The following is a 13,162-nucleotide window of genomic DNA, read 5'->3' as shown; positions in this document are numbered from 1 at the left end:
GGGAATCGAGTCAAGATGGATGAGTTGCGCCGCAAGGGCCTCGAGAAGATGAACGAGGTCTACGGCTGGGAGATGCCCGACATGCCGGGCGACTACTTCGCTCTCACCGCCGATCATCTCTTCGGCACCATCTGGACCAGGCCCGGCCTGTCGATGCGGGAGAAGCGGATGATGACGCTCACGTGCGTCACCGCGCTCGGCATCACGGATCTGGCCGAGATCCAGGTCAACGCGGCGCTGAACAACGGCGAACTCACCGTGGAAGAGCTCAAGGAGATGGCGATCTTCCTCACCCACTACCTCGGCTTCCCGCTCGGGTCCAAGCTCGACGGTGTGGTCACCAAGGTGGCGGGCAAGCGCAAGAAGGACGCCGAGAAGGGTGCGGGCGAGGACAAGCGGGCCAACGTCAACGCGGCGTTGAACATGCACTCGGGAAGCAAGCTCGATGATGACCAAGATCGATGATGAGTAGGTATGCCGCGCTGTCGCGCGACGAACTCGCCACCTTGGTGCCCGAGTTGCTGTTGATCGGCCAGCTCATCGACCGCTCCGGAATGGCTTGGTGCATCTCCAGTTTCGGTCGCGAGGAGATGCTGCAGATCGCCATCGAGGAGTGGGCGGCTTCCAGCCCGCTCTACACCAAGCGGATGCAGAAGGCGCTGAAGTACGAGGGTGTCGACGTCGTCACGATCTTCAAGGGGCTACAGCTCGACATCGGCGCCCCGCCGCAGTTCATGGACTTCCGCTACGTCGTGCACGACCGCTGGCACGGGGAGTTCTACCTCGACCATTGTGGCGCCTTGATGGACGTCGAGCCGATGGGCGAGGACTACGTCAAAGGTATGTGCCACGACATCGAGGATCCGACGTTCGATGCGACGGCGCTGGCCACCAACCGCAAGACACAGGTGCGTCCCATCCACCGGCCGCCCAGGGCATCGGCCGACCAGCACCCGCACTGCCGGTGGACGGTGATCATCGATGAGTCCTACCCGGAGGTCGACTTCATCCCGGCGATGGACATCGTCGGCGCCAGCCACGCCTATCACACCGAACTCGACCCGATCGACCCGAATGACGAAGGCAACGCCGACTATTCGGGGCCACTGTTGTCCGACGTCGACTTCGGTGCGTTCTCGCATTCGGCCCTGGTCCGCATCGCCGACGAGGTCTGCCTGCAGATGCACCTGCTGGTGCTGTCGTTCAGTCTCGCGGTGCGGGCTCGGACCAAAGACGACCCGGCGCTGGAGCGGTCGATCCGCACCAAGCAGCTGATCGGCATCGCGGGCGTGGCCGCCGAGCGAATCCACAAGGCGCTGAAGCTTCCCGGCGGCGTCAAGGGCGCGCTGCGGGTTCTCGAGCTGCATCCGCTGCTGAATCCGGCCGCCTACGTGTACGCCGACGTCGACCCCGACTTCATTCACGTCCGGCGGTCGCCCGCTTTCGAGGACGGGTCGTGGATCTCGCTGGTGTCGCCCGTGGCGGACCTGCCCCTTCAGGCCATCGTGGCCGCGGTCGATCCGCATCTGCGCGCCGAGGTCTCCGGCACCGAATCCGACTGGACCGTGCGTGTCATCGAGACCGACACCGCCGCAAAGGAACTGTCCGAGGTCGAGGTGACCAAGTTCAGCGGCGGCGCGTCCTGGGTGTTCGAGGAACGGAAGTCGTTGCCGCTGACCGTGGTCTAGACGTTCGGCGCACCTACTGCCGGGGGAGTAGCGCGTTTCCGACCCACCGGCGAAGGTAGCTGCGCAACGCGTCGCCACGGCGTGGTGGGCGGCCCGGGTCGACGACGAACGACTGGATGATGCGCAGCAGGTGCTCGGCGAGTTCGTCGAGATCCGCATCGCGGAACCCCGCTGCCGCCCAGTCGACGTCGAGGCGCCCCACCATGTCCCGGCCGAACCGCAGCGCGATGTCCGAGGTGACGGATTCGACGTGCGTCGCGCCGCCGGGGACCATCAGTAGCCCGATGTACTTCTCCCGCGGTAGCCACTCCAATGCCGTTGCGACGGCTTCGGTGACCGCCTCCGCCGGATCGTGGATGCCGGCCAGATGTGCGGTCAGTCGGTCGAGGAAGCCGTCGACGGCATGGACCGCCGCGGCGACGAGCAACGCCTCGGTGCTGGAGAAGTAGCGGTACACCGTCTGACGGGTGACCCCCACGGTGCGCGCCACATCGGAGATGCTGAAGTCGGCACCGTGATCCTCGATCGCCTTGCCTGCAGCGTCGAGGATCCGGGCGATCGCTTCCTCGTCCGAGGCCGGCTTGGCCCCGGACCAACCGTGGGTGCGCACGAAGGAACTCTAAGGCCACCCATCGGGACAGCTACCGGTAGGCAACCTGCAGGTCCTTGATCCCGTTGATCCAGCCCGACCGCAGGCGCTGCGGTTCGGCCAGCTTCGAGATGTCGGGGATCTGGTCGGCGATCTCGTTGAACATCAGCTTGATCTCCATCCGCGCGAGGTTGGCGCCGATGCAGAAGTGGGCGCCGTTCCCGCCGAAGGCCAAGTGCGGATTGGGATTACGCAGGATGTCGAACTCGAAGGGCCGCTCGAAGACGTCCTCGTCGAAGTTGGCGGAACTGTAGAACAGCCCCACCCGCTGCCCCTCGGCGATCGTCACGTTTCCGATCTCGACGTCGGCGAGGGCGGTGCGCTGGAAGCAGTGCACGGGGGTGGCCCAGCGGATGATCTCGTCGACCGCGGTCTCGGGCCGCTCCCGTTTGAACAGCTCCCACTGCTCGGGGTTGTCGAAGAACGCGTTCATGCCGTGGGTCATCGCGTTGCGGGTGGTCTCGTTGCCGGCCACCGCGAGCAGGATCACGAAGAACGCGAACTCGACGTCACCCAAGGGTTCATTGGTCTCACCGCCTTCTTGTCCCAAGTCCGCCTGGATCAACCGCGTGACGATGTCGTCGGCGGGGCAGCGGCGACGCTCCTCGGCCATGTTGTACGCGTAGCCCATCAGTTCGGCGTTTGCCGTCGTCGGGTCGGAGTCGAAGTCGGGATCGTCGGTGTTCATGATCGCGTTGGTCCAGTGGAACAGCTTCTCGCGGTCGCCCTCGGGAACGCCGATCAGGTCGGCGATCGCCTGCAGGGGCAGGCTCATCGCGACGTCGTCCACGAAGTTGCCGGTGTCCTTCCCGGACGCGGCCGCCACGATGTCGTGCGCGGCGACGGCCAGCTTCTCCTCCAGCGTGGCGATGGCCCGCGGAGTGAAGAGCCGCGAGACGATCTTGCGCAGCCGGGTGTGCTCGGGGGCGTCGTGGTTGATCAGCAGGGCCTTGGTGAGGTCGAGTTGGTCGGCGGTGACCCCGTCCGGCAGGCGCATCACCGCGCCCTTGCGGTTGGTGGACCACAGCGCGCCATCGCGCGAGATCGCCTTGATGTCCGCGTGCCGGGAGATGACCCAGTAGCCGCCGTCGCCGAAGATCGACGACTCGTCCTGCTCGTTCCACCACACCGGCGCGGTCTTGCGCAGCTCGGCGAACTCGGTGACGGGAATGCCCTTGAGCAGGACGTCCGGGTCGGTGAAGTCATAGCCGGCGGGCAAGAAGGGGCAGCTCCGGCGCCCGTCCGTTGTTGTGGTCATGTCGTTTCACTCCTGTGTGACGTGAAGCACTTTCCCTCGACCATACACCTCCTTGCCGAAGTGTATGGCCGAGGATGTGGCACCGGTCGAACGCGGTGCCATTAGGGTGGGCATCTGTGCACGTCCTGGTGGTCGGATCCGGAGCCCGTGAACACGCGCTGCTGCTCGCGCTGCGCCGAGACCCCGAGGTCGAGGCGCTCGCGGTCGCGCCCGGCAATGCGGGGACTTCGGCCATCGCCGATCAGTACGAACTCGACGTCACCTCTGGCGAGGCCGTCACCGCCCTGGCGCGGCGCATCGGAGCCGACCTCGTGGTCATCGGGCCCGAGGTGCCGCTGGTGCTCGGCGTCGCCGATGCCGTACGGGACGCCGGCATCGCCTGCTTCGGGCCGACGAAGGACGCCTCGCGCATCGAGGGCTCGAAGTCGTTCGCCAAGGACGTGATGACCGCCGCCGGAGTTCGCACCGCCTCCAGCGAGATCGTCGACAACCCCGCCCATCTCGATGCGGCGCTGGACCGGTTCGGCCCCCCCGGCGGCGACCCGGCATGGGTGGTCAAGGACGACGGGCTGGCGGCGGGCAAGGGCGTGGTGGTCACCGCCGACCGTGATGCCGCCCGCGCACACGCCGCGAGCCTGCTCGACGCGGGCCACCCGGTGCTGCTCGAGTCGTTCCTCGACGGCCCCGAGGTGTCCCTGTTCTGCGTGGTCGACGGAGAGACCGTGGTTCCGCTGCTGCCTGCGCAGGACTTCAAGCGCGTCGGTGACGGTGACAGCGGGCCCAACACCGGCGGGATGGGCGCCTACACGCCCCTGCCGTGGCTGCCCGACGAGATGATCGGACGGATCGTCGACGAGGTCGTGAAACCCGTTACCGCCGAACTCGTCACACGGGGCAGCCCGTTCTCGGGTCTGCTCTACGCCGGGCTGGCGATCACGTCGAACGGACCCGCGGTGGTCGAGTTCAACTGTCGTTTCGGCGATCCGGAGACCCAGGCGGTGCTCGCGCTCCTGGAATCCCCGATCGGCCAACTGCTGCGGGCCGCCGCCACCGGCCGGCTTGCCGACCAGCCGCCGCTACGGTGGCGCGACGGGTCGGCCGTCACGGTCGTCATCGCCGCGGAGAACTACCCGGGCCGCCCCAGGGTGGGTGACGTGATCCATGGCGCGGAAGTGGGTCCGGAGCCGAGCGGCGAATCGGGTAGCAGTGTGCTGCACGCAGGTACCGCCCGCCGCGAGGACGGCGCGGTCGTGTCCTCGGGCGGCCGGGTGCTCTCGGTGGTGGGCGTCGGCTCCGACCTGGCCGCCGCACGCGAGGCCGCGTATCGGCGGATCAGCTCGATTCGGTTGCCGGGCAGCCACTTCCGCACCGACATCGGCCTGGCGGCGGCGGAGGGCCGGATCTCCCTCTAGGCAGTCAGCAGCGGTGCCGCCCAGGTCAGCTCGTTACTCAACTGGGTGGACCAGAACGACGCGTCGTGCCCGCCGGGGGAGAAGCCGCCGGCCGGCGGGGTGGGCAGCTGGGCGATGAACTGCTGCGTCGCCGCGTAGAACGGATCGTCGTTGCCGCAGTCGATCCGCAGCGGGATCGCCCCGAGCTCCGGCAGACCCCACACGCTGTTGGCGGCGTAATCGTCGGCGCCGTCGAACGCGCCTGGCGCGGCCGCCCCCGCCGATGACCAGAGGGCGGGGCTGACGGCGCAGATCGCGGCGGTGCGTCCGGCGCCCAGCCGTGAGCCCAGCAACATGGCGCCATAGCCGCCCATCGACCAACCGAGAAATCCCACCCTGGACGTGTCCAATCCCTGTTCGCTCAAGACAGGGAGGAACTCGTCGAGCACCATCGCGCCGGAGTCGTCACCGGAGGCGCGGCGGTGCCAGTACCCGTTGCCTCCGTCGACCGCGGCGAGTGCGAACGGCGGTAGGCCGGCCCGCACCGCATCGGCCAGGAACTGCTCGGCACCCATCGACATCACGGTCTGGGCGCTGGAGTCCTTCCCGTGCAGCAGGATCACGGGCCGTAGCGGCGCCGTCTGGCCGGGCGGCCGCGCGATGATCCAGTTCGTCACGGCGCCGCCGCGTTCGGCAGACGCGAAGGAGCCGGTGGTGTATGTCGGCGCCGGGACAGGTGGTGCCAGCGGTGCCGGCGGTGCCGCTGCGGCCACAGAGGCACCCACTGCGGACGCTCCGGCGACCCCGGCCGCGACGGCGATGCCAGTGCGCAGACCGATGTGCAGGAGGGCGCGGCGGTTGATCGCTGACATGCGCGCCATCATGCCATCGCAATGCCTGAGTAAAGGCTGATGATTAGCCGAAACCCCGATGTCGAAACCCCGTGACTGGCACCATGCTATAGGTGACGGCAGCAGTCACTCCCAAGGGAGAACGTCGACGGTATGCGCTGGTCAGCGCTGCCGCCGACCTGCTGTGCGAGGGCGGCTTCGACGCTGTGCGGCACCGTGCCGTCGCACGCCGCGCCGGCCTCCCGCTGGCGTCGACGACCTACTACTTCTCGTCGCTCGAAGACCTCATCGCCAAGGCCGTCGAACACGTCGGGACGCGCGAGTCCGAGGAGCTGCGCGACCGGGCCGCCACGCTGTCGCGCCGTCGCCGCGGCGCGGAGTCGATCGCCGACGTACTGGTCGATCTGCTCGTCGGCGAGAGCCCGGAACGCGTGACCGAACAACTCATCTCGCGGTACGAGCGGTACATCGCGTGCGCGCGCCAACCCGGCTTGCGCGACATCCAGAGGCGCCTCCTGCAACAGCGCACCGACGCCGTCGTCGAGGTGGTCGAACGTTCCGGCAGAACGGTCCGCGCCGAGCTGCTCACCGCTCTGGTGTGTGCGGTCGACGGCGCGGTGGTCGCCGCGCTGGTCGGGGACGGCGACGGTCCGCGCGCGACCGCCAGAGCAACCCTGATCGACGTGCTCGACGTCCTCGCGCCGTTCGACGACGGGCCGCAACGATCGGCCGTGTGAATTTCCTCGGCGAGGTTTTCCGGTTGACCCTGCACGGCCACGCGGCCTGATCGATGATGGGTGATTCCAAGCGATCACTCAGGGGAGGCGCGATGACGGAGGCCACAGCCGGCGGGGCGGTCAGTGACCAACAGCCCGAGCTGAAGCGGGTGATGGGCCCCGGCCTGCTCCTGCTGTTCGTGGTCGGCGACATCCTGGGCACCGGCGTCTACGCGCTGCTCGGCGACGTGGCCGGCGAAGTCGGTGGGGCGGCGTGGCTTCCGTTCCTCATCGCATTCGCCATCGCCACGATCACCGCGTTCAGCTATCTCGAGCTGGTCACCAAGTACCCGCAGGCGGCCGGCGCAGCACTGTACGCGCACAAGGCTTTCGGAATCCACTTCATCACGTTCCTGGTGGCGTTCATCGTGATGTGTTCCGGGATCACCTCGGCCTCAACGGCTTCCAGGGCATTCGCGGCGAACTTCTTCGAAGGCGTCGACGTCGAGGCGCCGAAACTCGTTGTGGCGCTGCTGGCTTTGGCGTTCATGGCCGCGCTGGCGGCGATCAACTACCGCGGAGTCGGGGAGAGCGTCCGGCTCAACGTGATCCTGACCATCGTGGAGATCACCGGCCTGGTGATCGTCATCATGGTCGGCTTCTGGGCCTTCACCGGCTTCGCCGGCGGCGGGGACGTCGACTTCTCCCGGATCGTCGCGTTCGAGACGGGCGAGGACAAGAGCACCTTCATGGCGGTCACGGCGGCCACGTCGCTGGCATTCTTCGCGATGGTCGGCTTCGAGGACTCGGTGAACATGGCCGAGGAGACCAAGGATCCCGTCAAGACGTTCCCCAAGATCCTGCTGAGCGGGCTGTCGATCGCCGGCGTGGTCTACGTCATGGTCTCCATCGTGGCGGTGGCGCTGGTCCCGGTCGGCGAGCTCAAGGACAGCGACACCCCGCTCGTCGAGGTCGTCAAGGCAGGGGCCCCCGGACTGCCGATCGACGACATCCTGCCGTTCATGACGATGTTCGCGGTGTCGAACACGGCGTTGATCAACATGCTGATGGCCAGCCGGCTGATCTACGGCATGGCCCGCCAGCGGGTGCTGCCGCAGGTGCTGGGCACTGTGCATCCCACCCGCCGTTCCCCGTGGGTGGCGATCGTCTTCACCACGCTGATCGCCTTCGGCCTGATCATCTACGTGTCGGCGTTCGCCAGCAGTGACTCGATAGCGGTGCTGGGCGGCACCACGTCCCTGCTGCTGCTCGCAGTGTTCGCGGTGGTGAACGTCGCGGTGCTCGCGCTGCGACGCGACGTGGTACGGGCCGGCGGGCACTTCAAGACGCCGACCGCGCTGCCGGTCATCGGGTTCCTGGCATCGCTGTACCTGGTCACCCCGCTGTCGGGGCGTCCCGTTCAGCAGTACATCGTGGCCGGCGGTCTGGTCGTCATCGGTGTGGCGTTGTTCTTCCTCACCCAGCTGATCAACCGGCAATTGGGCATCCGCGACGCCCGGATCACCGATCCCACGCATCTAGGGGCGGGTCCGGACTAGGGCATTGCCTGCTGTAGTCGCTGGAATCTGTTGTCCAACAGGGCACTACGGTCGTCGTTGCCTGCCAGCTGCAGATACCGGGTGCCGAACGCCGCGAGCAGCACGTCGTCGAGCCGGCGCACCGCACCCGCGGGGAAGCGGTAACCCATCGCCTCGTTGACCGCGGTCGTGTCGATGCGGCTGAGGACGGCCTCCACGCCGTCGACGGAGTCGATGCCGAGCTCGAGCAGCAGGCCGGCGATCCAGGCGTAGTGCTCGGTGCGTGACCAACCGGCGTCGGGGAAGCGGTTGCTCAGATACGTGGCCAGCACCGGCGTCGGGATCCTGGGATCACTGGTGGTCTGCGGCGCGCGCTCCGAGGGCACGGTCGACCGGAGACGTTCGCGGATCGCCGAGAACTCGCGGTCGGCCAACTCGAGCAGGCCGGCGGCCAGCGTGAAGCGCCGGTCCAGGTCGGGTGCGTCCTCCTCGGGAACCGAACCCTTGTACCGGACATCGTGCTCGAACTCCGCCCATGCGTGCTGCAGGATCGTCCGGACCTGAACCGAGGCCGGTTGCTGTTCACCTTCGACGGCGACCAGCAGGTGCCTGCTGGCATACCCCCACCGGCCCTCGCTCGCCGTCTCGACCCCCATGTCGCGGTCGTCGAGCAGCCGCATCTCCTCCCCGAGGAGGTTGGCGACCGCGGCGACGTCGTCGCGCAGGTAGGTGATCACCCGGACGCCGATCTGGTCGGTGATCTCGGAGAGCGGATCGGTGTAGAGGCGGCGACCGTCGACGGTGCGGTCCGCCTTCGCGGCGAAGGACGCCACGGTCTTGGTGCGCGCGGTGACACTCAGGTAGTTGATGCCGGCGTCGTCGAGCAGGCCGGTGACCGCCGTCAGGTAGTGGCCGGTCGAAGCCGTGAGCGATGTTCGGCGCTGGGCATAGGTCGCGATGGCGTCGTGGATCGCGCCGGGCGTCGGCTCCGGCGGTGCCGGCTCCAGGTCGGCGGGCAACGACGGTGTGACGATGTAGCCGGTCTCCCCGTCGCCGTACACGGTCACGTCTGCCGGCCTGTGGGTGGCGTACATCGCCACATAGGCACACATCACCGCGTCCACGGGATCCTCGACGCGACGCAGTTCGCTCTTGCGTTCGGCGCGTTCGGCCATGCCGCGCAGGTGCGTCCAGCTCTCGCTGTCGGCGAGGCGCAGCGCCGGGTCGCCCTGGGTGAGCTCCTCGATGTGTTCCATCAGGCGCAGCAACTCCGCGCGTAGCTGCGCGACGCTGCGGCCGGGCTTGGCCTTGTACTTCAGCGTGCGGCCGAGCCGGAACAGCGCGATCGTCGCGGGATGCGGGTACACCTCGATCGCCCGGCGCCGCGCCGTCGAGTGCGGGTCCATGTCGAGGTCGAGCGCGCGCGCGAGTCGCGCACCCCGTGGAACGTCGGCGAATTCGGGTTTACCGGTGTTGGAGGGGTGCGCACCGGCCTGGAACCGGCCGAAGTCGGCGTTGAGCTCACGCTCGGCGGGGCGTTGGCCGGTGGGGTTGGTGACGATCAGCGGGGCGTCGATGGCCACCAGGCAGTCACCTTCGGTGTACGGCGCCAACGCCGCCCGGATGCTGGTGTCGTCGGTGGCCGATCCGGCGTACACCAGCCGTCCGGCATCGTCGACGGCGGCGACGCCCGTGGGCTTGCGCTGGCCCCAGGCCAGGTCGAGTCCGACGAAGAACATGGGGCAACTGTGCCTTATCGATGGCTCGCCGTCGTATTTCATCGGACCGATAGGCTGTGTATTCGTGAGCATCCCGAACGTATTGGCCACTCGTTACGCCAGTGACGAGATGGTGGACATCTGGTCGCCGCAGGCCAAGATCGTCACGGAGCGGCGGTTATGGCTTGCCGTGTTGCGGGCTCAGGCCGAGCTGGGAATCTCTGTCCCGGAGACGGTCATCGACGACTACGAACGGGTCCTCACCGACGTCGACCTGGAGTCGATCGCCGCCCGGGAACGGGTGTTGCGTCACGACGTGAAGGCGCGCATCGAGGAGTTCAACGCGCTCGCCGGCCACGAGCACGTGCACAAGGGCATGACCAGCCGCGACCTCACCGAGAACGTCGAGCAGCTGCAGATTCGCCGGTCACTGCAGCTCGTGCACGCCCACGGCGTCGCGGTGGTCGCCCGCCTCGCCGAGCGGGCGGTGCTCTACCGGGACCTGGTGATGGCCGGTCGCAGCCACAACGTCGCTGCGCAGGCCACCACCCTCGGCAAGCGTTTCGCTTCCGCAGCCCAGGAGATGCTCATCGCCCTGCAGCGGATCAGCGAGCTCATCGACCGTTATCCGTTGCGCGGCATCAAGGGCCCGATGGGCACCGCCCAAGACATGCTCGACCTGTTCGACGGCGACACCGAGCGCCTGGCAGACCTCGAACGGCGCATCGCGCAGTTCCTGGGTTTCACCGAGATCCTCACCAGCGTTGGACAGGTCTATCCCCGCTCGCTGGACCACGACGTGGTGTCGGCGTTGGTGCAGCTCGGCGCGGGCCCGTCGTCGCTGGCGCACACGATCCGGCTGATGGCCGGCCACGAACTGGTGACCGAGGGGTTCGCCCCCGGGCAGGTCGGCTCGTCGGCGATGCCGCACAAGATGAACACCCGCAGCTGCGAACGCGTCAACGGGCTGCAGGTGGTGCTGCGCGGATATGCCTCGATGGCAGCCGAACTCGCGGGCGCGCAATGGAACGAAGGTGACGTGTTCTGCTCGGTGGTGCGCCGGGTGGCGCTTCCCGACGCGTTCTTCGCGCTCGACGGCCAGACGGAGACCTTCCTGACGGTGCTCGACGAATTCGGCGCCTATCCCGCGGTGATCCAGCGCGAGCTCGACCGCTATCTGCCGTTCCTGGCCACCACTCGCATCCTGATCGCCGCGGTCCGGGCGGGAGTGGGCAGGGAGACCGCCCACGAGGTCATCAAGGAACACGCGGTCGCGGTCGCGCTGGCGATGCGCGAGCGCGGAGCGGAGCCCGATCTACTGGACCGGCTCGCCGCCGATCCCCGGCTGCCGCTCGACCGGGTGGCGCTCGACGACGCGCTCGCCGACAAGCAAGTGTTCAGCGGCGCCGCGGGAGATCAGGTCGACCGGGTGGCCGCGGCGGTCGACGACCTGATCGGCCGCTATCCCGAAGCCGCCAAGTACACGTCGGACGCGATCCTGTGAGCGCTGCCGTGGAGCTGGCCGGGATCGACTTCACCGATCTGGACAACTTCGCGAACGGCTTCCCGCACGACCTGTTCGCCGTGCACCGCCGCGAAGCACCGGTCTACTGGCACGAGCCCACCGAGAACACACCCGACGGCGAGGGCTTCTGGTCTGTCGCGACCCACGCGGAAACCCTTGCGGTGTTTCGGGATCCGGAGACCTATTCGTCGGTGACCGGCGGTGACCGGCCGTTCGGGGGCACGCTGCTGCAGGACCTGTCGATCGCGGGTCAGCTGCTGAACATGATGGACGACCCGCGACACTCCGCGGTGCGCCGGCTGGTCAGCTCGGGGCTGACGCCACGCATGATCCGCCGCGTCGAAGACGACCTCCGTTCCAGGGCCCGCCGGCTATTGGACCAGGTCGAACCGGGCGTGCCCTTTGATTTCCTCACCGACATCGCGGCCGAGGTGCCGATGCAGATGATCTGCATCCTGCTGGGAGTGCCTGATTCCGAACGGCATTGGCTGTTCGAGGCGATCGAGCCCAGCTTCGACTTCGGTGGCTCGCGCAAGGCGTCCATCACCCGGCTGTCCGTCGAGGAGGCCGGCTCGCGGATGTACGCCTACGGCCAGGAGCTGATCGCCGCCAAACGGGCACAGCCCACCGACGACATGCTGTCGCTGGTGGTCAACTCCGAGGACCCCACGCTGTCGGACATCGAGAGCTATCTGTTCTTCAACCTGCTGTTCAGCGCGGGCGCCGAGACCACCCGCAACTCGATCGCCGGCGGGTTGCTCGCGCTGGCCGAACATCCCGGGACGTTCGAGGCGCTGCGTTCCGACACCGCGCTGTTGCCGACGGCCATCGAGGAGATGGTGCGGTGGACCTCACCGTCGCCGTCGAAGCGGCGCACCGCGACCCGCGCGGCCACACTGGGCGGACACGCCGTGGAGCCGGGTCAGAAGGTGCTGGTGTGGGAGGGCTCGGCCAACCGCGACCCCGCCGCGTTCACCGACCCGGATCGGTTCGACATCTCTCGTAAACCCAACCCGCACTTGGGTTTCGGTCAGGGTTTGCACTACTGCCTCGGGGCGAATCTGGCCCGCCTGGAGCTGCGGGTGCTTTTCGAGGAGCTGCTCGGCCGGTTCGCGTCGGTGCAGCTCGTCGAGCCGGTGGAGTGGGCACGAAGCAATCGGCACACCGGGATCCGGCACCTGGTGGTGGAGCTGAAGCGATGAGCGACATCAGAGCCTCGGACGCCGATCGTGCCGCGGTGAACCAGATCCTCGAGCAGGCCGTCGGCCAGGGCATGTTGACCCTCGACGAGTTCACCGAGAGGGTTGATGTGGTGCTGGCCGCGCGGACCCGTCGCGAACTCGACGTCGTCATCGCTGACCTTCCGCACGTCCGCCGCGAACCGGCCCTCGTCCAGCAGGACGTGCTGCGCAGTTGGATGTCGAGCATCACCCGCAAGGGACAGTGGACCGTGCCGCCGCGATTGAAGCTGGTCACCCGGATGTGCTCGACCACCCTCGATTTCACCTCCGCGGTGTTGCAGAGACCGGTCGTGGAGATCGAGATCGACGACTACTTCGGCTCCACCGAGCTGATCCTTCCCGACGGCGCGACCGCCGACATCAACGGAGTGGGCAATTTCGCGTCGTCCACTGACGTCAAGGTGGCGACGAGCCCGCCGTCGCCTCGGCTGCACGTCGTGGTCACCGGCCGGGTTCGGTTCGGGTCGCTGACCGCGCGGCATCCGTTGGGCACCACGCTGCGGCGATTACTCAGCTGAGGAAAGCTGATGGGGTCGGTGAGCCAGTTGGTTCGCGCCGAGATTGCATCCACGCAGTGAAAGTACGAG

12 protein-coding genes are annotated in these 13,162 nt (G+C 67.7%); 8 read left to right on the top strand and 4 right to left on the bottom strand.

The window, feature by feature from the left end; genetic code table 11:
* Positions 1-15 precede the first annotated feature (15 nt).
* Both H7I57_RS26780 and H7I57_RS26775 read left to right on the top strand, forming a co-directional pair.
* Complete coding sequence (locus H7I57_RS26780) at positions 16-465, top strand: carboxymuconolactone decarboxylase family protein (protein ID WP_264027328.1); 450 nt, start codon at positions 16-18, stop codon at positions 463-465.
* A complete protein-coding gene (locus H7I57_RS26775; protein WP_264027327.1) occupies positions 462-1,688 on the top strand; it encodes a hypothetical protein in 1,227 nt (408 codons plus the stop codon). Before H7I57_RS26780 ends, H7I57_RS26775 begins: the two co-directional genes overlap by 4 nt.
* Before the next feature lie 13 nt (positions 1,689-1,701).
* On the opposite strand, the gene H7I57_RS26770 is transcribed toward H7I57_RS26775, so the two are convergent.
* Positions 1,702-2,298 carry a TetR/AcrR family transcriptional regulator gene (locus H7I57_RS26770; RefSeq protein WP_264027325.1) on the bottom strand — a complete coding sequence of 199 codons (597 nt, stop codon included), beginning with the start codon at positions 2,296-2,298 and terminating at the stop codon, positions 1,702-1,704.
* 31 nt (positions 2,299-2,329) lie between these two features.
* Entirely contained in the window at positions 2,330-3,595 is a 1,266-nt protein-coding gene (locus tag H7I57_RS26765; protein WP_264027324.1) for a cytochrome P450, read from the bottom strand.
* A 116-nt stretch (positions 3,596-3,711) separates the two neighbouring features.
* Between H7I57_RS26765 and purD the strand changes: the two genes are divergently transcribed.
* Entirely contained in the window at positions 3,712-5,007 is a 1,296-nt protein-coding gene (gene purD / locus H7I57_RS26760; RefSeq protein ID WP_264027323.1) for a phosphoribosylamine--glycine ligase, read from the top strand.
* On the opposite strand, the gene H7I57_RS26755 is transcribed toward purD, so the two are convergent.
* A complete protein-coding gene (locus H7I57_RS26755; RefSeq protein ID WP_275081760.1) occupies positions 5,004-5,867 on the bottom strand; it encodes an alpha/beta hydrolase in 864 nt (287 codons plus the stop codon). The two genes, purD and H7I57_RS26755, sit on opposite strands and share 4 nt — an antisense overlap.
* 83 nt (positions 5,868-5,950) lie before the next feature.
* Here H7I57_RS26755 and H7I57_RS26750 point away from each other — a divergent pair, with 83 nt between their 5' ends.
* Both H7I57_RS26750 and H7I57_RS26745 read left to right on the top strand, forming a co-directional pair.
* On the top strand, positions 5,951-6,574 hold the full coding sequence (locus H7I57_RS26750; protein ID WP_264027318.1) for a TetR/AcrR family transcriptional regulator: 624 nt from the start codon (positions 5,951-5,953) through the stop codon (positions 6,572-6,574).
* 92 nt (positions 6,575-6,666) lie between these two features.
* A complete protein-coding gene (locus H7I57_RS26745; protein WP_264027317.1) occupies positions 6,667-8,112 on the top strand; it encodes an APC family permease in 1,446 nt (481 codons plus the stop codon).
* On the opposite strand, the gene relZ is transcribed toward H7I57_RS26745, so the two are convergent.
* A complete protein-coding gene (gene relZ / locus H7I57_RS26740; RefSeq protein ID WP_264027315.1) occupies positions 8,109-9,830 on the bottom strand; it encodes a bifunctional ribonuclease/(p)ppGpp synthase in 1,722 nt (573 codons plus the stop codon). The two genes, H7I57_RS26745 and relZ, sit on opposite strands and share 4 nt — an antisense overlap.
* A gap of 64 nt (positions 9,831-9,894) precedes the next feature.
* Here relZ and purB point away from each other — a divergent pair, with 64 nt between their 5' ends.
* From purB to H7I57_RS26725, 3 genes are read left to right on the top strand one after another with little or no spacing between them, the layout of a single operon-like run.
* Positions 9,895-11,313: an adenylosuccinate lyase gene (gene purB, locus H7I57_RS26735; RefSeq protein ID WP_264027314.1), complete on the top strand. Its 1,419-nt coding sequence runs from the start codon at positions 9,895-9,897 to the stop codon at positions 11,311-11,313.
* The gene (locus H7I57_RS26730) at positions 11,310-12,536 is read left to right on the top strand and encodes a cytochrome P450 (RefSeq protein ID WP_264027313.1); all 1,227 of its coding nucleotides are present in this window, start codon (positions 11,310-11,312) and stop codon (positions 12,534-12,536) included. Before purB ends, H7I57_RS26730 begins: the two co-directional genes overlap by 4 nt.
* Complete coding sequence (locus H7I57_RS26725; RefSeq protein WP_264027312.1) at positions 12,533-13,093, top strand: DUF1707 SHOCT-like domain-containing protein; 561 nt, start codon at positions 12,533-12,535, stop codon at positions 13,091-13,093. Before H7I57_RS26730 ends, H7I57_RS26725 begins: the two co-directional genes overlap by 4 nt.
* The last annotated feature ends 69 nt before the right edge of the window (positions 13,094-13,162 follow it).

It is taken from the genome of Mycolicibacterium pyrenivorans, assembly GCF_025821625.1.
GTDB classification, from domain to species: Bacteria; Actinomycetota; Actinomycetes; order Mycobacteriales; family Mycobacteriaceae; genus Mycobacterium; species Mycobacterium pyrenivorans.
Note: the sequence above shows the minus strand (reverse complement) of the source record. Positions and strands in the feature narration are given on the sequence as shown.